This is a genomic window from Fictibacillus nanhaiensis (assembly GCF_049537595.1).
GTDB classification, from domain to species: Bacteria; Bacillota; Bacilli; order Bacillales; family Fictibacillaceae; genus Fictibacillus; species Fictibacillus nanhaiensis_F.
Genome location: NZ_JBMULM010000001.1, coordinates 437,153 through 459,945, shown reverse-complemented (window position 1 = coordinate 459,945; position 22,793 = coordinate 437,153). Strand labels below are relative to the sequence as shown.

23 protein-coding genes are annotated in these 22,793 nt (G+C 39.8%); 8 read left to right on the top strand and 15 right to left on the bottom strand.

The window, feature by feature from the left end; genetic code table 11:
- Window positions 1-8 precede the first annotated feature (8 nt).
- The 3 genes from ACOZ9X_RS02100 to ACOZ9X_RS02090 all read right to left on the bottom strand — a co-directional run bounded on the left by ACOZ9X_RS02100 (window position 9) and on the right by ACOZ9X_RS02090 (window position 2,064).
- Window positions 9-773, bottom strand: a complete 765-nt coding sequence (locus ACOZ9X_RS02100; RefSeq protein ID WP_423416828.1) for a DUF4931 domain-containing protein — start codon at window positions 771-773, stop codon at window positions 9-11.
- A gap of 72 nt (window positions 774-845) precedes the next feature.
- The gene (locus tag ACOZ9X_RS02095; protein WP_423416827.1) at window positions 846-1,505 is read right to left on the bottom strand and encodes a hypothetical protein; all 660 of its coding nucleotides are present in this window, start codon (window positions 1,503-1,505) and stop codon (window positions 846-848) included.
- A 4-nt stretch (window positions 1,506-1,509) separates the two neighbouring features.
- The gene (locus ACOZ9X_RS02090; RefSeq protein ID WP_423416826.1) at window positions 1,510-2,064 is read right to left on the bottom strand and encodes a sigma-70 family RNA polymerase sigma factor; all 555 of its coding nucleotides are present in this window, start codon (window positions 2,062-2,064) and stop codon (window positions 1,510-1,512) included.
- Between the two features lie 387 nt (window positions 2,065-2,451).
- Between ACOZ9X_RS02090 and ACOZ9X_RS02085 the strand changes: the two genes are divergently transcribed.
- On the top strand, window positions 2,452-3,771 hold the full coding sequence (locus ACOZ9X_RS02085) for a murein hydrolase activator EnvC family protein (protein WP_423416825.1): 1,320 nt from the start codon (window positions 2,452-2,454) through the stop codon (window positions 3,769-3,771).
- A gap of 343 nt (window positions 3,772-4,114) precedes the next feature.
- Here the strand turns inward: ACOZ9X_RS02085 and ACOZ9X_RS02080 are convergent, their stop codons facing one another.
- The 3 genes from ACOZ9X_RS02080 to ACOZ9X_RS02070 form a co-directional block, all read right to left on the bottom strand.
- Entirely contained in the window at window positions 4,115-4,891 is a 777-nt protein-coding gene (locus ACOZ9X_RS02080) for a protein-glutamine gamma-glutamyltransferase (protein ID WP_423416824.1), read from the bottom strand.
- Window positions 4,892-4,955: 64 nt separating this feature from the next.
- On the bottom strand, window positions 4,956-5,978 hold the full coding sequence (locus ACOZ9X_RS02075) for an ABC transporter permease (protein ID WP_423416823.1): 1,023 nt from the start codon (window positions 5,976-5,978) through the stop codon (window positions 4,956-4,958).
- Window positions 5,975-6,832, bottom strand: a complete 858-nt coding sequence (locus tag ACOZ9X_RS02070) for an ABC transporter permease subunit (RefSeq protein ID WP_423416822.1) — start codon at window positions 6,830-6,832, stop codon at window positions 5,975-5,977. Before ACOZ9X_RS02070 ends, ACOZ9X_RS02075 begins: the two co-directional genes overlap by 4 nt.
- Before the next feature lie 128 nt (window positions 6,833-6,960).
- Here ACOZ9X_RS02070 and ACOZ9X_RS02065 point away from each other — a divergent pair, with 128 nt between their 5' ends.
- On the top strand, window positions 6,961-7,785 hold the full coding sequence (locus tag ACOZ9X_RS02065; RefSeq protein ID WP_423416821.1) for a hypothetical protein: 825 nt from the start codon (window positions 6,961-6,963) through the stop codon (window positions 7,783-7,785).
- A gap of 413 nt (window positions 7,786-8,198) precedes the next feature.
- Window positions 8,199-9,656, top strand: a complete 1,458-nt coding sequence (locus tag ACOZ9X_RS02060) for an NAD(P)/FAD-dependent oxidoreductase (protein WP_423416820.1) — start codon at window positions 8,199-8,201, stop codon at window positions 9,654-9,656.
- A 51-nt stretch (window positions 9,657-9,707) separates the two neighbouring features.
- On the opposite strand, the gene brnQ is transcribed toward ACOZ9X_RS02060, so the two are convergent.
- The 6 genes from brnQ to ACOZ9X_RS02030 form a co-directional block, all read right to left on the bottom strand.
- Window positions 9,708-11,021: a branched-chain amino acid transport system II carrier protein gene (gene brnQ / locus ACOZ9X_RS02055; protein WP_423416819.1), complete on the bottom strand. Its 1,314-nt coding sequence runs from the start codon at window positions 11,019-11,021 to the stop codon at window positions 9,708-9,710.
- Window positions 11,022-11,214: 193 nt separating this feature from the next.
- Window positions 11,215-11,757: a YhcN/YlaJ family sporulation lipoprotein gene (locus tag ACOZ9X_RS02050; protein WP_423416818.1), complete on the bottom strand. Its 543-nt coding sequence runs from the start codon at window positions 11,755-11,757 to the stop codon at window positions 11,215-11,217.
- A gap of 472 nt (window positions 11,758-12,229) precedes the next feature.
- On the bottom strand, window positions 12,230-12,844 hold the full coding sequence (locus tag ACOZ9X_RS02045) for a DedA family protein (RefSeq protein ID WP_423416817.1): 615 nt from the start codon (window positions 12,842-12,844) through the stop codon (window positions 12,230-12,232).
- A gap of 109 nt (window positions 12,845-12,953) precedes the next feature.
- The gene (locus ACOZ9X_RS02040) at window positions 12,954-13,487 is read right to left on the bottom strand and encodes a GNAT family N-acetyltransferase (protein WP_423416816.1); all 534 of its coding nucleotides are present in this window, start codon (window positions 13,485-13,487) and stop codon (window positions 12,954-12,956) included.
- 35 nt (window positions 13,488-13,522) lie between these two features.
- On the bottom strand, window positions 13,523-14,437 hold the full coding sequence (locus tag ACOZ9X_RS02035) for a Nif3-like dinuclear metal center hexameric protein (RefSeq protein WP_423416815.1): 915 nt from the start codon (window positions 14,435-14,437) through the stop codon (window positions 13,523-13,525).
- A 53-nt stretch (window positions 14,438-14,490) separates the two neighbouring features.
- Window positions 14,491-14,910: a GNAT family N-acetyltransferase gene (locus ACOZ9X_RS02030; RefSeq protein WP_423416814.1), complete on the bottom strand. Its 420-nt coding sequence runs from the start codon at window positions 14,908-14,910 to the stop codon at window positions 14,491-14,493.
- Window positions 14,911-14,982: 72 nt separating this feature from the next.
- Here ACOZ9X_RS02030 and ACOZ9X_RS02025 point away from each other — a divergent pair, with 72 nt between their 5' ends.
- Window positions 14,983-15,294, top strand: a complete 312-nt coding sequence (locus tag ACOZ9X_RS02025) for an MTH1187 family thiamine-binding protein (RefSeq protein WP_423416813.1) — start codon at window positions 14,983-14,985, stop codon at window positions 15,292-15,294.
- Window positions 15,295-15,466: 172 nt separating this feature from the next.
- Here the strand turns inward: ACOZ9X_RS02025 and ACOZ9X_RS02020 are convergent, their stop codons facing one another.
- Together ACOZ9X_RS02020 and ACOZ9X_RS02015 are read right to left on the bottom strand one after the other, a co-directional pair.
- Complete coding sequence (locus tag ACOZ9X_RS02020) at window positions 15,467-17,032, bottom strand: SPFH domain-containing protein (RefSeq protein WP_423416812.1); 1,566 nt, start codon at window positions 17,030-17,032, stop codon at window positions 15,467-15,469.
- A 15-nt stretch (window positions 17,033-17,047) separates the two neighbouring features.
- The gene (locus ACOZ9X_RS02015) at window positions 17,048-17,581 is read right to left on the bottom strand and encodes an NfeD family protein (RefSeq protein WP_423416811.1); all 534 of its coding nucleotides are present in this window, start codon (window positions 17,579-17,581) and stop codon (window positions 17,048-17,050) included.
- Between the two features lie 229 nt (window positions 17,582-17,810).
- Between ACOZ9X_RS02015 and ACOZ9X_RS02010 the strand changes: the two genes are divergently transcribed.
- Window positions 17,811-18,491 carry a DNA alkylation repair protein gene (locus ACOZ9X_RS02010; RefSeq protein ID WP_423416810.1) on the top strand — a complete coding sequence of 227 codons (681 nt, stop codon included), beginning with the start codon at window positions 17,811-17,813 and terminating at the stop codon, window positions 18,489-18,491.
- Window positions 18,492-18,505: 14 nt separating this feature from the next.
- On the opposite strand, the gene ACOZ9X_RS02005 is transcribed toward ACOZ9X_RS02010, so the two are convergent.
- Window positions 18,506-19,261, bottom strand: coding sequence for a hypothetical protein (locus tag ACOZ9X_RS02005; protein WP_423416809.1), 756 nt, complete (start codon window positions 19,259-19,261; stop codon window positions 18,506-18,508).
- Window positions 19,262-19,467: 206 nt separating this feature from the next.
- Here ACOZ9X_RS02005 and ACOZ9X_RS02000 point away from each other — a divergent pair, with 206 nt between their 5' ends.
- From ACOZ9X_RS02000 to thrB, 3 genes are read left to right on the top strand one after another with little or no spacing between them, the layout of a single operon-like run.
- On the top strand, window positions 19,468-20,760 hold the full coding sequence (locus tag ACOZ9X_RS02000; protein ID WP_416729477.1) for a homoserine dehydrogenase: 1,293 nt from the start codon (window positions 19,468-19,470) through the stop codon (window positions 20,758-20,760).
- A gap of 1 nt (window position 20,761) precedes the next feature.
- Window positions 20,762-21,820: a threonine synthase gene (gene thrC, locus ACOZ9X_RS01995; protein WP_423416808.1), complete on the top strand. Its 1,059-nt coding sequence runs from the start codon at window positions 20,762-20,764 to the stop codon at window positions 21,818-21,820.
- Window positions 21,821-22,735 carry a homoserine kinase gene (gene thrB / locus ACOZ9X_RS01990; RefSeq protein ID WP_423416807.1) on the top strand — a complete coding sequence of 305 codons (915 nt, stop codon included), beginning with the start codon at window positions 21,821-21,823 and terminating at the stop codon, window positions 22,733-22,735.
- Window positions 22,736-22,793 lie beyond the last annotated feature (58 nt).

Below are 22,793 nucleotides of genomic sequence, written 5' to 3'. Positions count from 1 at the left end.
TGGTTTTCTTATGGTTTAAAGTAAAGTTCTTTAATACTTTGTGCAATTCCCTCAATATTGTTCGCTACTTGCTGGACACCATACCCCATATATAGAGGTGAAGTCACAAAACGAGGCATGATCTTGCAATATGTCTTTTCCTTATGTTGATAAAAGAAAAGATTGTAACTTGTACAACTTCTATGAAAATGGTTCAGCAAAAAATGAGTTCCAGCTTGAATACAGTCCGCGTATAAAGAGAGCTCTGCGTCTTTATCCCATATGACATTCAGTTCATAGAACCCAACTCTTGGTTCAGTCGATACAGTAAAGCTGACTCCCTCTTTTTCAAGAATAGTCAGCCCTTTGAACTGATTCTCGGAAAAATCGTGAAGACAATCTACTTCGTTTAATCCAATGATCTGCATATGAGGATGACGAATCGTTCCACCCGATAAAGGACCGTGGTTCTTGAAGAACATCACCGACGTATATTTACCGCTGTTCAACATGTTATTCCAATGTTCAAGCCCGAAACGAAGAACTTTATAAAGATGATCTTTTGAATAGTCTGAGAGCTCACCTTCACATTCATCTGTTTCAATCAAGACGGTTTGGAATGCCCCATCAAGAACGGTATATTTATTTTTAACAAGGATGATTGAATCTTGCTTATCCAAAACTTCCTCTAACTCATCAATACGACAAAACGGACAAGGTGTTTCTTTATTTCTTATACTATTAGGCTTTTGAGCTCCTACTTCTGTAAAAAAATTAATATGTGTTTTTTTCATTCTTTTCACCGCTTTTTGCTTGTTTCCTATCTATTTTCTAGCTGTTCTAAGGAAAACCTTTTTACATGTAGATTAATTATTATACGCAGGTATGCGTTCCCATTTCAATATACCGTCATGCTTATTGATTGAACCCTTCCACTCGAAGTTCTGCTCAACATTCATCAGTTGTCTCAACATCTCGTCTTCAGATTCTTTCGTTGTATAGACTTTTACATTAACATAGTTCCATAGCTCTCCCAAATTCTTTTGCACTTCATATGGTTCATTTAAGGTAAGGTGTGATACTTCTTTTAAATACGATTCAGTAAGAAATATTTGTTTCTCTTGTGATAGATTCTTCGGAAACGTAATAAAAACGGTAAGGGTATCTTTCTTTTGATCAGCCACCACACCTGAAATCTTGTGATGGTTTCGCATATCATGTCTCGCTTTTGTTAAGATTGCTTGATTAGCATAAGGAATCTTAGCTAATGATTGAGCTTCTTTTTTCTCTTGAAGCGAAAAAGGGCTGTTCTCAGCAAACTGTATAAAAATAAAGATGAACGCTACACCAAGAGCTAGACTTAAACTTTGATGAAACCAGTGATACCACATGCTTTTTGGTGCAGGTGGCTTCTGGAGATCTCTAGTTTTCTGAAGGACTTTCTGTCTATGCTCTTCTTTAAACGTTATTGCTCTCATACGGCCATTGTTTAAAATTTCAGGCAGCTGCTTGAAAGGATCCTCCATGATCTCACCTACTCTTCTCCAGTTTTCGTCGCAACATTTCTCTTCCCCGCTGAAGTAAGGTTCTGATCGTTGCTTCTTTTTTGTTTAAGATTTGGCTGATTTCGCACACGGTTAGTTCTTTATAATAGAAAAGAAGAATCACTTCCCGATATTTAAGAGGCAGTTTTAGTACTTGATCTGCTAAGGCTTCATGTTCACTTTTCTGGACGATCGAAAGTTCTGGTGTTAGAACTGAAGATGCTCGCGACTTACCAAATCGGTCCATCACATGAATGTATTTTTTCCAGCCGCTTCTTAAGTAATCTTTACACAAGTTTACAGTGATGGCGTATACCCAAGTTTTGACCGATGAATCATTTCTAAAGTTGTCTTTATGTATGTAACACTTCACGAATACTTCTTGTGCTAAATCTTCAGCCAACTTCCGATCCTTAACATAGGTGTATGCTATTCTTATCACCTTGTCTTGATAAACATCCATTATTTGTACGATCCATTCCTCCTGAGTTAGGGAGTGTGAATCAATACCTTCGTTATGGAATTCCCGATTAAACTTCAAGTGCATCCCCTCCTTTACCAACACCCTATTCTCTAGACGATTGAATATGAGTTTTTTATTCATTTTTATAGGAGATAGTAAAAAAACAGATCAGTATCAGTAAGTTATAGAATCTTAGTCTATTAAACTTATGTGGAGTTCATTGTTTTTGTAATGAAAACCCATTCTATTTACCTACTTCCTTATTCGATTTCCACGCTGATTTTACCTTTTTATTTCCTAATACAGACAAATCTCTACAGAGTTTCCGTCGAATTTTGTTTCAATCTGTAATATTTTGAAATATAAATGTAATATTATTTCGCGATAACTGATGATTAATCAATGGTATAATCACTTCAGAAAAGAAATTGGCAACATTTGCACATACAAGGAGGAGTACCCATCTTGAAACGTAAGCTAGTTATGGCTACACTGTCTCTCAGTCTAGTATTTAGTACATATACGGTATCGGCAGAAACTCTGTCTTCAATAAAAGAGAAAAAAGAAAAAAATCGCTCTGAGCAAACAGAAAAGCAGGGTGAATTAAAGAAGAATCAAAATCAGCAAGACCACACATTGAATCAGATTGAAAAATTAGAGAGTTCGATCGACAAGACTCTTGAAGATATCGGAAACAAAAAAGAATCTATTCAAGGAACAAAAGCTTCTATTGAAAAACTAAAAAAAGAAATTGATGTTCTTAAAAAGAGAATCAAAGAACGTGATGCACTTCTTAAAGAACGCGTAACTTCCATGTACGAAAGCGGCGGTGCCGTAAATTATTTAGATGTGGTATTAGGTTCGAAAGATTTTGGCGACTTCCTTGATCGCGTGTTTGCACTAAACGTGATTGCTGAACAAGATAAAGCCATCTTAGAAGAACACAAACAAGATAAAGAGTCTGTTGAAAAGAAAAAAGGACAAGTTGAAAGTGAACTCTTGTCTTTAAATGCAGATTTAACTGAACTAGAAGGATTAAATCAAAAGCTAACAGACCAGAAAAAACAAAAAAATGCGCTTCTTGCCCAACTCGAGACGGAAGAAGACCATCTACATGATCATATTATGCAGTTGGATGAGACGAACGAACTTCTTTCCGCACAAGAAGCAGCCATTAAAGCTGAAATAGAACGCGCAAAACGTGAAGAAGCTGAACGTAAGAAGAGAGAAGCTGAAGCAAGAGCAGCTGCGGCCGCGGCTGCAGAAAAGGCTCGTGCTGAAGCAGCGGCTAGAGAGAAGAAACAATCCAACTCTGGAAGTGGCTCTAGTTCTTCACCTGCACCAACACCACCGTCGGCACCAACACCTGCTCCAGCGCCAGTAAGTCGTGACTTTATCATGCCGTCACAAGGAATCATCACTTCTGGTTTTGGTAACAGAAGCGCAGGCATGCACTACGGAATGGATATCGCTCAAGGCGGAAGTACTGTTCCTATCGTAGCAGCAGCTTCTGGAACGGTTACGAGAGCTTACTATTCCAGCTCTTATGGTAACGTAGTTTATATTACCCACTACATTAACGGGCAGTTGTATACAACACTCTATGCTCACATGAGATCAACGCCTGCTGTTAGTCAAGGTCAGTCTGTCTCTCAAGGGACATTCTTAGGCTACCAAGGTAACACAGGGGCTTCTAGAGGACAGCATTTGCACTTTGAATTGCATAAAGGCCCATGGAATGGCTCAAAATCAAATGCAGTCGATCCAAGACCATACCTACAATAATCAATGAACAAAATACAAAAGACGCAGAGATCAGTTCTCAGCGTCTTTTTGTATGTCTCAATCCAAAAGGTGTTGCTTAGGAGGTGTACTTATTAAAGACATCATTGCTAAGTTGATTGTAGTGTAAGGTGGGAGACTCCTGGGGGATTAGCGTGCCTTCTGCTTGAATAAGCATCTCGCAAGGCATGCGACGAGGAAGCTCACTTCGGTAGCATTGCTTGTAGACGCAGGAGCAAAATTGCATTCTAAGAATGCTGAGGTGGATCACCGCACGCCCCCCGGAAAGCGAGCGCCTGAAACGGAGATCAACCTCTTACACCCTTTTCTATAGAATTAACGAACTTTATATGACTCCACCAAGCAGTCTTCGAATTGGATGACGTGTGTATTCCGACATGAGTCGATAGTTTGGCCTTATGATCTCCGCTGTTAAAAAAGCCGAAACCGTTGCGCCAGGCATTCTTTTTTGATTAAGCACATCGATAACCTCTCCAATTGTTCCGGTTCCGATGCCGTGACCAAAAAATTGTCCGTTTCCAAGGTCGATTAAATTTTCACCTTGCCATTGCGGCGTATTCGGATGATGTTCTGGATTTTTAACATATCTCACATCTCCCGGCAACGAATCCCCAGATGGTACAGCGATAATCTGTAGATCTTCATCATGTTCCGTACTGTAGAGAAGCAATCCGTTAAACAATTGATCAAACATACCCGCTCCAATTGTTTCAAGAATCGCTTTGTACATCATGATCATTATAGCTGTAGTACATTCGAACCCGTACCGTTTTCCATTGATAAAAATATCTGAGATGGCGTCAGAAGGACGGGCATCAGATCGAAGCAAAAAACCTCCATAAGCTGTTCTTCTCCAATATTGCGGATTGCAGCGCGAATTTACGAACGTCGCGAACCCTGCTCCACTGTCACGCATAGCGTTTGCAGCTGCTACAATATTTGTACGCATGACCACTTCAAATAAAAATTGATGTGGACTTGAGTAATAAAACGATTCTCTGGATTTTTCAAGCTTTTCGCCTACTTTTTTCTGTGTTGATGTAAGTGAGTTAAATCCAGAGATTTGAGCCGTTTTTACCGGATACCCATTAACAAAAATCATTTCTCTCCCCCCTGTCTGCACAGGATATTACATAGTATGGTGAGAAGAGAAAAGTGGTGTTTTTTTAAGCGCTTCTCTTATGCACGAAATCAAAAGATGATTTTGTTTTACTCAAAAGAGTTTGTTTTTCTAGCATGCGATTACGGTTCCCCTTTTTATAATGTCTCGTTTGTAGGTGATGTTGAAAACCTTCACCTATTAACTGAAAGGCGTATATGGCGATACCAAACATGATGATCGGACCGAGTGCGATATATGGATTGGCATGAATCTGGATATAATAATCGCCAACAAGACCAGACCACTCATTTGATAATGATTTTGGTGGGTCTGCCATCATCGGATTGAAATCTATATCTGTCCCTCCAAAGAACAGTTTAAAATAGCCAAGATGAGTAAAAATAATCAGTACTTGTACGCATTGTTGACACCATACAATTACAAGTTTAGGCACCATGTGAGGGATAACATGTTTTGTGAATATACGCCACCTGCTCGCACCTAATAGCTTTGCTCCTTCTATACATTCTTCTTTTAATACGGCTGCCATCATGTTTCCGATCATCGAACCGAGTAATGGTACGACGAGCACCGTTAGAATAATGACTTCAAGGCCAATTCGTTCGGTAAACGAATACAGAAAGAACTCTTCTCCTTCAGCATTCAATTGCTCCCTTAAAATAGGACTCAAAATATAAACAGCGATGATTGTAAGCGGAATAAAATAGAATGAGCTTAGCAGCTGATCTAATCCTTTACGAATCTTTTCTGGCAGATAAAAAGCGAATGGAATCGCCACGATAAAACTTAACAAAACACGAAACACACCGATTGCAATTACTGCGAGTAACGTAAATTTTGCTCCTTGCAAAACTTTCTGGCTGATATCATAACCCAAGGGATCTGTACCTAAAGGAAACATGAATGATGGCTCAAAAGGTGCGCTACCTATCAGATTTTTGTTATCATCATAAAGCAACTGGACTTGGCGAACGTCACTATCATAAAATAAGGCGAATCCAAAGCTGGAAAAGATGAATACACCCAAGATCGAGAGTCCGACCCAAAACTTTATGCTTCGAATCATACCAGCTCACCTCTTCTTGAGAATCGAACGATCGTCAATTCGAATACCGCATATAAAAGGAAAAAAGGAATAACAAGCAAAATGAGACAAGCGGCTAACATCTCTGGTCTAAAATCACTGTACATGTAATGAGTAATACCATGAATATTGAAGATTACTTCGACAAGGAGTAGATTTGAAATCATAAACCATAGAACGGATTTTGAAAAGTGAAAGATTCCCTCACTCGTGTTCCTCGTAATGTGAACAATGAGTACATATATTCTTCGCATGCCCTTAGCTAAACTCATCTCAACATATGATTTTCCAAGCTCTTCTTCCGACAGAAGAATCATCATCTTATAAAAATAAACAAAAGGTAGGATCATTAAACACACGATCGGCACGATATAAATTCTGTCTTCAGACCCTAGTGAAGCTACATTTGAAACGAGTATTCCGGTCTTTTTAAAAATAAGAACAATTGCCATCTGTACGAGTGCAAAAACAAGAAGATCTGGTAAAGATTCTAAAAACGTAAGAATGTTCTTCACGATTCTTCTAATAAACATCGGCATAATCAGCGTGCACCAAGTAAGAAGCTGTGCTATACAAAAGGCAATGAATAATGCGCCGAAAAGAATGGTTAACGAATACAGATACGGTGACCAAATATCCTCTAAAAACAACCTCTGCTTTCCCTGGTTTATATAAGTCATCTCATTTAAATGAATAATATCTAATAGTACAAGTTTAATTTTTTGAAAATACATGGATACGTTCTTGTTCATGATTAAATCTGGCAGACCGCTGATCAATACGATTGAAATAATCGTTAAAAACAGTTGCATGAACAATTTTTTAATAATCTTCATAAAGCTCCCCCTTTCCTTGTTAGACGAACCATCTCATTCTTTTTATTCAGTTCATTATTTTTGGAGGATAAAAAGGACAAAACAATCCATATTAAGGAAGAGAAAACATACGGAATTGAGGACTGACTATGTGGAATAAGATCAGGATTGGAGTTCTATTAACTTGTTTAAGCTTCTTCTTTCCCATCACCTCTGAAGCAAAAGAACCCCTAACTTATTTCCCAATCGTAAAAAAGGGGGAGGTTTTAGAGTGGGAGAAAGTAAACAAACTCCTTCCTAAAGGTGCTACTTTTAAAGTTGTGGATTTAGAGACAGGCTTTTATTTTCAAGTTCAAAGAAGAGCAGGTAATAAGCATGCGGATGTACAGCCGTTGACTAGAGACGATACTGCTGTTCTAAAGCACCTATATAACGACAAATGGAGCTGGAACCGACGCGCTATACTAATTCCCGTAAATGGGAGAATGCTCGCAGGCAGCATGCATGGAATGCCTCACGGAGCAGGGGCATTAGAAAACGGATTTCCTGGCCATTTTTGCATTCATTTTTTAGGTAGTTCAACACACCGATCACGCAATATTGATCCTTCTCATCAATTTATGATCTTAAAAGCTGGCGGACAACTAACGAAATACGCAGCTGGAGCAAGCGCAAAACAAGCCGTTTCCATGTTTTTAGTCGGCATGAAACAGCAAGACATCAAAATAGCCATGCCTGTCGTTAACAAAGCTCTGTTAAAAGATCCGACCATTACAAACCTGTTCAAAGGGATCACAAGTATGCAGTATGATATTAGATCTCCAAGCACCAGGTATCCACCTGTTGTACGAACTGAAATAAGAGCTAGGGTAAAAAAATACGATGATGACGGTTTACAAACGGATACCCTTACCTTTTTAATGGAACGAAAATCCATGACAGACGGCTGGAAAATCATAAAAATCAGATTCTAGAACCTAAAGAAGCTTATTCTTTAGGTTTTTTTGTTTCGAAAGAAGTGCTGATTAAGGAGGAATAGCGCCAGTAGAAGTTGTCGATACATGTCGACTCGCGTTTATATGATCATATCTCGCGGGATTAACGTATAAACTCGTGGAAATACCACTGAAATTTCAGGGATTATAGGTGGCAAACATTCATTAATACCCAGCACCGTATAACAAAGTACGCTGAAATGATCCTTTCTTGTTTTACATTACCGGCCGATTCTCACACCTACCCCTCCAAACCGATAAAACACGAATAAAAATAAAAAAATTTATTAAATTGTTCGTATTTTAGTTGAAATCCACTTTAATAATTGTTATATTTACCAAGGGAAAAAACAATTCAAGAAAAACTACCAAGTATTTCAAGGGGGATTATTATGAATACCCATTATGATGTAATTGTTGTTGGCGCAGGTCCTGCAGGAATTTTTACGAGCTATGAACTAACGAGACAACTTCCAGATGCAAACATTTTGCTAATAGATAAAGGACATGACATCTATGCACGTTCTTGTCCGATTTTAGAGAAGAAAATTCAAAAATGTCCACCTGCAGCAGGCAGAAAAGAATTTGCGGGTTGTTTACCAGCTTGTTCGATCACAAATGGTTTTGGCGGAGCAGGCGCTTATTCGGATGGAAAGTTCAATATTACAAGTGAATTCGGAGGATGGATGACTGATTATCTTTCTGAAGAACAAGTGGTTGAACTTATTAAATATGTAGATGCTATCAACTTGGAGCATGGGGCCACAGACTCGATTACTGACCCACTTACACCAGAAGTTAAGGATATCGAAAAGCGCGGTTATGCTGCTGGTTTAAAGCTGTTACGAGCTCAAGTTCGTCATCTTGGTACAGAACAAAACCTTGAAATACTGAAAAGCATCTATGAATATTTAAAAACGCGCATTGAGATGAAATATAAAGCTGAGGTTGAAGATCTCATTACAGAACGAACGGCTGAAGGTTATGTAGCGAAAGGAATCCTTCTAAAAGACGGAACTTCTCTTACTTCTGAGAAAGTGGTTATTGTTCCTGGCCGCGATGGTTCATCATGGTTAACTAAAATTCTGAAGAAACGCCGAATTAAAATGACAGCAAATCAAGTGGATATTGGCGTTCGTGTTGAAACTTCCAATTTGGTGATGGAAGAGATCAACAAACACCTTTACGAAGGAAAATTTGTTTTTAATACATCTGTCGGCACAAAAGTCAGAACATTTTGCTCCAACCCTTCCGGACACGTAGTCGTAGAGAATCATTCCGGCATCATGCTTGCGAACGGCCACGCTTATAAAGATCCAAAGCTAGGCAGCGAGAACACAAACTTTGCGCTGCTCGTGTCTCATCAATTTGCTGAACCATTTGATCAGCCTACTGAATACGCTCATGAGGTTTCAAGGCTTGCCAACCAGCTTTCTATGGGTGGACTTGTCGTTCAGAAGTATGGTGATATCTTAAAAGGGCGTCGCTCGACTGATAAGCGTATTAAAGAAGGTTTCCTTCGTCCAACATTAAAAGAAGCTGTTCCTGGTGACCTAGGGCTTGTGCTTCCTTATAACACGATGAAAAGTTTGATTGAAATGACTGAGGCATTAGATAAAGTAACACCAGGTATCGCATCAGAACACACATTGTTCTATGGGGTAGAAGCTAAGTTCTATTCTGCACGTCCAAAGCTCGATGACAAGTTTGAGTCAGAGATCCACGGCCTCTATGTTGGTGGAGATGGTGCTGGGATCACACGGGGTCTCGCCCAAGCAAGTGCATGTGGCGTATGGATCGCTCAAAACGTTGCAGCTAAGATAAAAGAAAAAACACCAGCGTTGGTTTAAATAAAATCAAAAAAATGCCTTAGGATCTGATCCTAAGGCATTCGTTTTTGCTTAATTTGTAGAGAAGATAACGATTCTACCTCTTATTACGGCAATGATAAAACCTACAACTGACCCTATAATCGCAGGGACCAGCCACCCGATTCCATCTGCATAAAGAGGGATATGCGAATAAATCTGTTCGATTGCACCAAGTTTAAGTCCAAAAGCTTTTAATCCATCTGCTATTGAGACCAGTGCAGTTGCAACGATTCCACCGATGTATACTTCCTTTCTCCCAGAGAATAAATCATGTAGGAAAGAAAGCAGGATCAAAACAATCGCAATCGGATAGATCGCTGTTAAAACAGGTACAGAAACTGAGATGAGCTGTGTTAATCCTAAGTTTGCAACACCTGCACTGAACACACTCATCGTGAGTACAACGGTTTTATAAGAAACATTCGGAAACATTTTTTTTGCGAATTCACCGCATGCAGTGACAAGACCTACGGATGTTGTAAGACAAGCTAGTGCTACAGCCAGTCCAAGTAGTATGTTTCCGAACGGTCCAAATAGTTCTGCCACAACATTCGTAAGAATCTGCCCGCCGTTATCCGTCTGACCAAGTGCCTGACTTGTTGCTCCTAAATAAGCTAAGATGCCATAAACAGCTGCTAAACAAGTAGCTGCGATCAAGCCCGCTTTAATAACCATTTTCGTCACTTGTTCTTTTTTCATATCTGGTCGTTTGACTGCTGTGATGACCACAATACCAAATGCAAGTGCTCCTAGTGTATCCATCGTTAAATATCCATCCATAAAACCTTTAACTAACGGATTACTCACATAATCTGGAGATGCTGTTCCTAGTTTTCCAACCGGTGTAATAACCGCCTTAACCAAAAGAGATACGATAATGAGCAATAATAATGGCGTTAAGATATTACCGATTCGGTCTACAAGTTTTGATGGGTTTAACGAAAGCCAGTATGTTACCGTAAAGAATACAACGGTAAACAAGAAAAGGGTTAGGCCATTGTTCATAGATTCTGGTAAGAAAGGGACGACTGCCATCTCATAAGAAACGGTTCCAGTTCTTGGGATCCCGAAGAAAGGCCCAATGGCTAAATATAGGATGATCGCGAAAACTGACCCAAATAACGGATTCACTCGCTCCGTTAACGTTTGAAGGCCACCACCGGTACGTGCTAACGCGATTACCCCTAACAATGGTAATCCAACTCCTGTTATAAAAAAGCCAATCATGGACTGCCAGACCATTTCACCTGCTGACTGACCCAAGGCTGGCGGAAAGATTAAATTCCCAGCTCCGAAAAACAGAGCAAATAACATCAAGCCCACCGAGAGCGTTCGCTTCTGCATATTAAATTTCCTCCTCCGTGGTCATCTATACGACTTCATTAATAGTTTTTATCGAATTTTGTCGAAATATTTTTATATCCATATGTATTTGTAACATGATATGAGATTGGAGTCAATATTCAGATATAATGAATTTTCTAACAAATGTACTCGTAAGAAAAGGACTGAGAAATCTCAGCCCTTAAATCATGATTTAACGGTTTGTTGGGAACACACGCTTGATCGTATCGTTAAACTCTTTTACGAAACCAGAAACAGGGTTTCCTTTGTTGATTTCGTCTGCATATCCGTTCATACGATCGATGAAGTCAGGGTTCGTTGAAACAAAGACATCATTGATATCAGGGTCTGTTTTTCGAACTGTATCCCCGATTTTCTTTTCTGTTTCTCTAGAAAGCTTCATGCTCTCGCCGCCTTTAAGATTTGCAGCTACATAAGCATTGTTCTCTGTAACGATAACTGTCGCATCGTCAACTTCTTTAAGATCTGTTACTTTATTAGCCGCTTTATCCGCTACATCCATACGCGTGTTTTCATCGTACTGATTATCCATACCCATATCCATGTTGTTATTCATGTTATCCATATTTCGATCAGCACGATTGTCGTAGTTCACTTCCGTCATGTTGTTACGCGCTTCTTTTCCCATGTCCTTGTCGTTGTTGTTCATTCCACAAGCACCTAAAAACGAAGATAGCATTAAAGCCATTGAAGTAACGAGAATAGTCTTTTTCATTAAATGACACTCCTTTAAAATTTTTGACTGTCATCTAATAAAATTTGTTTGTTGAAGAGAAAATATACATAGCAATGATTTTTATTAAAAGCTGTTTTCGTAAGCTTTGTTGCTTTTGGAAGTGTTGATTTCCGTTCCAGGCTGCTCGCTTTCCACAGGGCAGACGCTGAGCCACATTCGTACGTTTCACTCTTAAGTGTCTCAGCTGTCTAGTTGCAGTGGCTAGCCCCTCGAGGTCAAAAGTTAAACGGTCAAGAAGGCAAATTGCGCCTTCATAGCCCATTCAACTTTTGCTTGTCGGGGCTGAACGAGCCACTTCCACTTTTCAAACTGCCCGCCTGTCCCGTAGGAGTCTCGCATCTTCCACTCCAATCAATTTTCAAAGGTGACAAGGAGTTCAAAGCAACAATCTTTTAGAAAAGAACGTTGTTAAAAGACATAAAAAAAAGCCTTCCAGCATTGGAAGACGTTATTATTTAAACCAGCCGCTTGAATAGGAACCTTTATTTTTCGGCTTAAAGATAATCCACGCAACAACACTAAGGATCACGGTTGTAAATGCGATCAGACCAACCTTATGGATGACTTCCATGACTAAAGCCCATCGACCTGCAAGCTGATAGCCGATCACAATAAAGAACGAACACCAGAATAAAGCACCACTATATGCGTAAAGTGCGAATTGTCTCCAATTTAAAGAATACATTCCCGCAAAGTAAGCGGTCAGGTGTCTGATTCCTGGCATAAAGTAACCAAAAAACAATGCTGATTTTCCATACTTTAAAAAGAAATTCTGTGTTTTATCTATCTTTTCTTCAGATATCCCAAATTTCGGACCTAACTTTTTTAATAGCGGTTTACCACAGATGTTTCCGAAATAATAGCTACCCGTTATACCTGTGATCGCTCCAAAAAAAGCACTCAATACAGCCGGTAAAGCTGGAAGATCTCCTGCAAAAATAAAGTATCCTACCGTGGCTAAAAGAATCTCATCCGGAATAGGCAATCCGATAATTCCTAATGCCAATAATAAAAAAATTCCAAAGTAGCTATATTGATGAATGATATTTACTAAGTCAAATTCCATGACGTCACCAACTTCTTTTTTTACACCTTCTACCATTGTAACGATAAATTGGGTAATTTGGAAAGAGAAAAATACATTTCAGTTAAACCCAGGGATGTTTTCTATGTATTTAGGTCCTGTGTTCTTCACTAGTAGTTAGTATATACGTTATGTCATCCCATGCAAAGCATTCTTCAAACAAGTGCTGCGTTCCTACTGTGATCTGTTCTTCATCTATCTTTTTCCCACCTGTTGAAATATATGCTTGTTTTGATGGATTATCTCTCAACACCCACACGATCATACTTTTCTTACCTATAGAAGTAAGTTCTTTCGAGAACGCTTTAAGCATTCTTGTTCCATGTCCTTTTTGTTGAACTGCTTTTAATAAATAAAAGGCATATATCTCCCCCTCATATTGATGTTGAGACCTGATCGAACCTCCAGAAATAAAGCCGCACAAATGATGATTCTCATCTTCTAAAACAAGTACAATATGCCCTTCTTGCTTCAACCATTCATTCCATCTTCTTTCTCTTTCCGTTACTGACATCCGAGATAGATAGTCGTCCTCTATTAAGCCTCTATACGATTGCTGCCAGCTTTTCACGTGCACTTCCGCAATTTCTGCTGCGTCTGTAATTTTTGCTTTTCGAATGTTCATGTCTTCCCCCACAATCATCTCTATATCTTTGTGAATCAAATCCACCATTTACTTTGAGGCAATAACGTTACAGGCAATTGAAGCTTACCTTCAAACCAAGATTTCAACTGTGTAGCGAGCACTAAATATTCAGAAGCAGAATGCGATACTCCGATCAAGCTCATTGTCGTCTGAGCTATGTAACTTTTCATCTGTTCATACTTCTTTTTACCGTATTCATTATTGATGTGACAGTGCACCTCACCTGTCAAATAGGCTTCTGCTCCCATCTTCTCTGCCTCGATCATCGCTTCTACTTTATCACCGCACCCTGCTACGATCGCAATCTTTGTTATATTCTTACGGAAAGGACCATGTACATCTGCATAAGGAATTCCGAACAAGTCAGTTGAATGATGAATCAAGTCCTCTGTGAAAGTAGAAGCTATTTCACACAGAATACCGCAAGCCCCGTTATCATCTTTCAATAGTTCTCCAATCACTTTTGCGTTCAATGCTTCTGCCCATGCATCACTTGTGCTGATTACGCGGGAATAATCGAGTGGTACATGAAGGGTAAATACCGATAAACGCTTTTCCTTCATCTGCTGAATAAAACGAGGAGGTATCGGCATAAAGCCTCTTCCCCATTTCCCTTTTGGATCTCCGCATTCCATTACAATGGGATGATGCATAAACAACAGATCTCCTGGATTACTTTCAGAAATGAATCTCTCTAAAATCTCTTCTGTAGGAAAAACCGCCAAATATACTCGATTGACCTCTTCACCACCTCTAAGCATGAGTCCGTTGAACAGTTTTGTAAATTCGGGTTCAAACTCATGGCGCCAATCAAAACGGATTGGGTCGTAAACCATCGGAATAAACCTACTAAACGCTGGGTCAGTTCCAATATTTTTGTATGTAAAAAGTTCATCGATCGCCTGATCTATTCTCTTTAGTTCCACCATCTTGTTCTCTTCCTTTCTTTTTAAAAAAGGGCTTGTTGCAAGGCTTTAGTCTTTTAGTAACACATTTTAAAATAAATAATCTCTGGATCTCCTTCGTCTATGTTCTCGACAAAACCACTCTTCTTAAAATGGTTCTTGAGAAATGACTTTTTCATAGACTCATTAGATTCATTTGTGGATGAGAATAGCTTGTTTGTGGGTGAGATCTTACTCATGTGCGTTAACAAACTACTCGCCACTCCTTTTCTTTGATATGCAGGATCAACCATGATGAGCGATATAAAACAACAGTCAAAGAAATAAGTGTGATAGATTAAAAATCCAGCGATTACATCTTCCTGATACAGAATCAAACATCTGTCCTCATTTATCGCCTGATTGATTTCTCCTTTTCTATGTTCACTTCCTATCATTTTTTTATCTAATTCTATTATTTTATAAAGATCGTGTTTCTTCGCATAATGTATTTCCATATGGATCATCCTTTTGTTTGTCATTATGACTTGGTTTGCTACAATAAAGAAAAAAGTTGAGGTGTTCTATTCATGGCAATTGTTGATATTACGATTATTCCGATTGGTACTGAAACTCCGAGCGTTAGTGAATATGTAGCTGAAATACAAAAAGTGCTTCAGCAAAATAAAGATAAAGTAAATTACCAGCTTACTCCGATGAGTACATTGATCGAAGGCGAGCTTTCTGATCTCTTCCATGTGATTCAGCAGCTTCATGAAGTACCATTTTCAAATGGCATTCAACGAGTAGCAACAAATATTCGCATCGATGACCGCCGCGATAAAAAATCCACGATGTCAGGAAAGCTCGAGGCTGTCGAGGCACGGATGAATAAAAAGTAATCCCTTACCTGAGTGAATGCTTCGGGTTGGCGCTCGTATTTTTCGTATGGCGCTCGTTCAGCATGCATTTCATGCCGCTGAACGAGCTTTAAACCACTCTAGGCATATATGTTTAGAAAAAAGCTTACTCCCTCGGACGTTTCATCCCGATCAGAGTAAGCTTTACCTAAATTTATTCTCCTTTAGTAGCTTTCACTTCAGCTTTTTCCTTCGTTGCAACTGCATTTGGCTGCTTTTTTGCAAAATCAATGCGAAGATCGTCAATGCTTTGGCGCACGTTGCCTTTGCCTGAGAAGTTCTCCAGTAATTCTTTAACATCAATGCCAGATGAAGCTTTTAAAGATTCCTGAAGTGAAGACATCAAGTTTGTCGCATAACCTGTGATACGGTTTGCTCCACCATTCTCACCGCCGCCTGTATCCACGACTGTAATTTTATCGATGTTTGAAAGCGGTGCTGCCACTTGCTTCGCGTATTCAGGAAGCATCTTAATCATCATATCCATCATCGCAGCTTGGCCGTACAACTCGAATGCTTCCGCGATCTTCTGCTTCGCTTCGGCTTCAGCAAGACCTTTCAGACGGATAACATCTGCTTCGGATTCCCCTTTTGCACGTTCTGCTTCTGCTCTCGAAAGACCGTCTAAACGTACTTTTTCAGCCTCAGCTTTTGCCATCGCTTCAACGCGGTATTTATGAGCATCTGCTTCAGCCACTTGCTTACGCTTATCGGCTTCCGCTGACTGCTCAACCGCATAGCGGTCTGCATCCGCCTTCTTCTTCACTTCTGAGTCATATTGCTTTTCACGACGCAGAATCTCTTTTTCTTCAAGCTCGATCTGTTTTTGACGCTCGATGATTTTGATCTGCATCTGCTGTTCTGTAACTTGCTGTTTTGCGATTGCTTCTTCTAGGTGATAAGCCTGGTCAGCACGGGCTTTTGCCACATCTTGCTCACGGCGGAATTCAGCAACTTTCAACTGATTCATCTTTTCAGCTTCAGCGACTTCTGTCGCGCGGCCTAACTCAGACTGCTTTGCTTCTTTATCTGCTTCAGCCCGTTTAATACGCGTTTCCTTTTCAGCTTCTGCCATCGCCATGTCAGCATCACGCTTAATCTGTGCGATTCGAGGCTTACCAAGAGAATCTAAATATCCGTTCTTATCACGAAGATCTTTGATCGTAAATGATACGATGATCAATCCCATTTTAGCTAGATCTTGTGAAGCTACACGTTGAACTTCCTGAGAGAACTTTTCACGATTCTTATAGATCTCTTCCACCGTCATCGATCCTAGAATGGAACGTAAATGACCTTCAAGAACTTCGCGTGCTTCATTTTCACGATCTTCCTTCAACTTTCCTAGGAACTGCTCAGCTGCAGTCGCGATCTCGCCGATAGAGCTTCCAACCTTTATGATCGCCGTTCCGTCAGCCATAACAGGAACACCTTGCTCTGTATATACTTCTGGTGTTTGAACGTCTAACTTACTCGTTAACAAACTAAGCGGCTTTGCTTGTTGGAAAACAGGAAGTACAAACGTACCGCCCCCGCGAACGATTTTAATCCGATTACCTGATTCATCAATATTTACGTTCTTGCTTCCTAAGAAGCTTCCTGTAACGATTAATGCTTCGTCCGGGCTCGCCGTTCTATACTTTGTAATAAAAACACTGATAAGAGCAACGACTAGGAAAACGGCAACCCCGATCACAATAAATAATGGTGAAAAACTCATAATAACCCCTCCAGATTAATGAATATATGTTTGTTCCACTTGCTCATAACGCAGGACAGATACGACACCTTTTTGGATATCAATGATCAACACTTTTTCTCCTTGAGAGATCGGTTTGTTATCCATGCTTATTGCGGATTTTGAGATCCTTCCGCTGATGCCCTCGATTAAGATCTCGCCAAACCCATCTGTCGGAACCGAAGTTAATACGGTGCCCACTCTGCCTTTAAGATCTTCATCTCGATAAGCTAAAGATTCTTCGGATGAACGGATCGGCATCAGTACGAAAACATTTAATAGCGTCACGAGCAACAACGATAATAAACTACTGAATACCATGATGAACCAGCTGTTAATATCCGTCATGATCTCTAATAAATAGCCTGACGCTGTTCCTATCGTAAAAAAGGATAAGATAAGCGCTGGATGCAAGAAGTCCAAAGCTGCATCCAGCATGTCACCAAATAGGATGTACACGAATGTAATGCACCCGAAAATAATAAAACTTCCTAAATAGATCGTAGACAACGGATATCCGAATAATTCCATGGTCTTCTCTCCTATCTCCATAAACTTTTATGGCAAAGCTATAAACAATCACGCCCTTTTGTCGAATTTGATATAACCTTAACAAAGAGAAACAAAAAAGATTGTAAAATTTTGTCGACAACAATTAATTTCCAATATTGGTTTTATATAGATATTTACGAGTTCAAAAAAGAAAAGTTTCAGTTAGTTAACAAAATTTTGTATAATTTTGTTAAAGGAGTGAAATCCCATGTATGAAGAGAAGTTGTGGCAGTTTTTAAACAGACAAGCTAATCAAGATGATGCAGAATCAATGAAAAAGTATATGCGTGATCAGTTCGAATTTTTCGGAATTCGTTCTCCGATTTTGAAACAAAGTATGAAGGATTTTTTAAAGGAATATGGATTGCCTTCTAAAGAAGAACTTCCATCATTTATTAAAGAAGCATGGTCTCGGCCGGAACGGGAAATGCAGTATGCGACGTTTACAATTGTTGAAAAGTTAAAGAAGCAGATGACAAAAGAGGATATAGAATGGATCGAGTATACCATCGTGAATAAAAGCTGGTGGGATACGGTCGATCACATCGCTAAACATATCGCAGGGTATTATTTAATGAAGTTTCCCGAAGAGATCGAACTCGTTACGAAACGTTGGGTTCAATCCAAGAACATTTGGCTTATGCGATCAGCAATTCTGTTTCAACTAGGGTACAAAGATAAGACCGATAAAGAGCTTCTAGCGCAAATTATTAGAGATACAAAGTACGATCAAGACTTCTTTATTCGAAAGGGCATCGGATGGTCGTTGAGAGAATATGCCTACACAGACGCTGATTGGGTATGGGAGTTCGTTCATAAAGAGGAGTTAAGTCCGCTCTCCTATAAAGAGGCGATAAAAAATATTAAAAAGACAAAGCAGCCGCTTTAAAAACGGCTGCTTCTTTATTTTTCTTGTTCTGAGACAACATAACGAATAGCACTGCGGAAAGAGACAAATGAAAGTTGATTCGTATTTACACCAAGAGAGACCATATTTTTAACCATTTCTTTCGGAAAACCACAATACAATACATCTGCTCCCATCAATTTTATTGCATCTGTAAGCTTTTGAATCTCGATCCCAAGTTCAGAATCTGTGATGGTAGTAACGCCTGAAAAGTCTATTATTACGTAATCTGCTTCATTGTTCAGACATTCTTTCAATAGTTTTGTAGTCAACGTTTCTAGTCTTTCAAGGGTAAGTTCACCAATCAGGGGCACTAACAGCGTATGTTCTGCAACTGTTTGAAGGATTGGTGTTGCTAGTTCATTCAGCAATTCTTTTGTTCTTTCTCTTTCCAGTTCGCGCTCTGTGATATCCTTCCACGTTAAGAGATAACCCCGTATTTGTTTCTGCACGATTAGTTCTTTCACGATTAATCTTGCAACAAATCGATTAAAGAGAACAATCTGCATATCAATCGGAAACTCACCTTTTTTCATCAGCTCTTCTTGAAAAGAGTTTTTATGAAAACTTCTAATGTGTAAACCAAGAATGTCTTCGGCAGATTCTATATTAAGGTAAGTCTTCATCATTTCTATTAACTTTTTGCTGCTATTATTCATCCAAGAAATATGGAAGTCTTGATCTATATAAAAGATATTCTCTTCTAAACAATTCAGTGTGTCCTTAATTGTTTCTTCTAACTCATAAGCCATAAGAAGCGCTCCCCTTTTTTACAGTCCTGCTCCTATCATATCTGAGTTCATCCTATTACTCTATTAAAAAGACTAAAGAGTTCTAGTAATGTAAGCGCTATCTAAATCTTTACAAAAAACACTGTTGTGTGATGTTCTAACTACATGTAAAATGTCCATATCAAACAAACAAGTGTATTTTCCATTAAAACAAAGGGGCGGATAAAATGGTTACTCACGTATCAGTAGGACTTTTAGGATTAGGAACTGTCGGCAGTGGTGTTGTTAGAATGATCGAAGGAAATCGCGAAGAATTGCAGCACCGAGTGGGATGCCCTGTTTTTATTGAAAAGATACTCGTTCAGAATGTAGACAAAGAACGTCTTGTCTCCATAAACAATGAATGGTTAACACAGCATCCAGAAGATGTTATTCAAAATCCAAATATACAGGTAGTTATTGAAGTGATGGGTGGTATAGAACTAGCTCGAGAATATATCACACTTGCACTTCAGAATAAAAAGCATGTGATCACGGCAAACAAAGACTTGATGGCGCTGTACGGTGCAGAGCTCTTACAAGTAGCACATGAAAATGAATGTGACCTTTTTTATGAGGCGAGTGTAGCAGGAGGTATCCCTATTATTCGTTCACTTGTTGATGGGTTGGCTTCAGACAAAATTACGAAGATGATGGGAATCGTCAACGGAACAACGAACTACATTCTTACAAAAATGGATAAACAGCAGCGCAACTATGAAGAAGTATTAAAAGAAGCTCAAGATCTTGGATACGCAGAAGCGGACCCTACATCAGATGTAGAAGGTATTGATGCAGCAAGAAAAATGGCAATCCTCTCAACACTCGGCTTCTCTATGCATATCCACTTGGATGATGTAACCGTGTCGGGTATCTCAAAAGTTACACAAGAGGATCTTGAATATGCGCGTCAGTTCGGTTATACGCTAAAATTGATCGGAAACGCAAAAAAGGATAACGGAAAAGTGGAGATCAGTGTTGAGCCTACTCTTCTGCCTGACTCACATCCGTTAGCTAGTGTTCACAATGAATACAATGCAGTCTATGTGTACGGTGAGTCTGTCGGAGAAACGATGTTCTTTGGACCAGGAGCAGGACAGTTACCGACTGCTACGTCCGTTGTTTCAGATTTAGTAGCTGTGGTGAAGAACATGCGGCTTGGAGTTAATGGGAAAAGCGTGGTGGCTCCACAATTTGATAAACAACTAAAACAACCTAATGAGATCGACGGAAAATTCTTTTACCGGTTGTACGTGAAAGATGAAGCAGGTGCCTTCTCTTCTATCACTTCTCTGTTTGCACTGCATGACATCTCACTTGAAAAGTTAATTCAAAGCCCTGTAGATCATAAAGGGGTCGCAGAAATTGTGATCGTGACGCACGGAACGAACAAACAGCAAGATAGTCACGTCTACAACCTGCTTCGCGACTCTGAAGTCGTTCAAGAAATTAAAAGTCACTATCGTGTGGAGGGAGCTTAATATGCATTGGAAAGGACTTTTACATCAATATAAAGAATATTTGCCGGTCAATGAGTCTACTCCCCTTCTATCCTTAAATGAAGGGCATACTCCACTTATTCCACTCACACATCTTTCAAAAGAATGGGGCATCAACCTCTTTGCTAAGTACGAAGGAGCGAATCCTACAGGTTCTTTTAAAGACAGAGGGATGGTCATGGCTGTGGCAAAAGCGAAAGAAGAAGGCAGCAGAGCAATCATCTGTGCTTCTACAGGAAACACCTCTGCTGCAGCTGCAGCCTACGGCGCAAGAGCTGGCCTCAGATGTATCGTTGTCATTCCTGACGGTAAGATTGCACAAGGAAAACTGGCTCAAGCAAAAATGTATGGAGCAGAGATCTTTGCGATAGAAGGAAATTTTGATGAAGCTCTTCAGATGGTACAAAAAATGAGTGAAGAAGAAGACTTCACTCTCGTTAACTCTGTAAATCCGTATCGACTGGAAGGACAGAAAACAGCGGCTTTCGAATTAGTTGATGCCTTGAATGGATCTCCTGACATCCTAGCTATACCGGTCGGAAATGCTGGCAACATCAGTGCTTATTGGAAAGGGTTCAAAGAGTATGATGCAGTAAAATCCTCTGGACTTCCTCGGATTCATGGATTTCAAGCTGCCGGTGCAGCTCCAATCGTAAATGGATCTGTTGTAAAGAATCCTGAAACGATTGCAACTGCCATTCGAATCGGTAATCCCGCGAGCTGGAAGTTAGCTTCATCCGCGTTAGAAGAATCTGGTGGCGTCATTGATTCTGTTACAGATGAAGAAATTTTAGAAGCGTATCAGATGCTCGCTTCCAAAGAAGGTGTTTTCGCTGAACCTGCTTCATGCAGTACGATTGCTGGACTGTATAAACAACACAAACAAGGATTACTTCCAAGCGGCGCTTCCGTTGTGGCCATCCTAACAGGCAACGGCCTTAAAGATCCTGATATCGCGCTAAAAACAGTACAACAAGAACCAATCGTGATTCCGAATGATTTTGATCTTTTACGTCAACAGCTAAAAGGATGTGTTGTTTAAATGAAAGCAGAACCTTTTTCTATCCATGTTCCAGCCAGTACAGCCAATCTTGGTCCGGGCTTTGATTCTGTCGGTCTTGCTCTAAACAGATACTTAACCGTTCATGTTCAACCGTTCGCTCCGCGCAAAACAACATTTCACGGAGAGGAACTTCAAGCATTCAATAAAGATGAAAACAACTTAATCATGCAAGCCGCACACTTCACCGCAGATTCTTTTCAAAAGAAACTGCCTCCTTGCCAGTTAGATGTGGTGAGTACATTTCCTACATCAAAAGGGATGGGAAGCTCTGCATCTGCGATCGTAGCGGGCATCGAACTTTCAAACATCCTTTTAGACCTTGAACTTTCTAAGGAATCCAAGTCACTTCTTGCAAGTTCACTAGAAGAACATCCTGATAATGTGATTCCTGCCATCTTTGGTGGTCTTACGATCAGTTTTTACAATGGACAAGTGATCGAAACGGTCCATGTTCCAGATGTGGCAGTTGAGATGATCGTCGCCATTCCAGATGGAGTTCTTCATACGAAACAGTCTAGAGGCTCTCTGCCAAATCTTCTTCCTTTCAACAAGGCGGTTGAAGGCAGTGCGATCAGCAATGTTCTTGTTGCAGCATTGATGAAAAATGATTGGAAGAAAGCAGCGGATATGATGAACCGCGATCTGTTTCATGAACCGTTTCGTTCGAAATGGGTTCCTCTGTATGCTGAACTTAAGGAAAAAGCGATCGAGCTCGGTGCTTATGGAGCAGCTATAAGTGGTTCAGGTCCTTCTATCGTCTGTTTCACTCCTCACCAAAAAGCGGCTGGTATCACGGAACAACTTTCTACGTTGTTTCCTCAATACCACTTTGAAACGGTTTTTCCTGACCGCAGAGGGGTTGTTGTTGAGAAATGTTTGTCTGCCGCTTTATGATCATTGTTCCGTATAGCTAAAGGAAGTAAATAAAAACATCCGATAAACAGACAAAAGG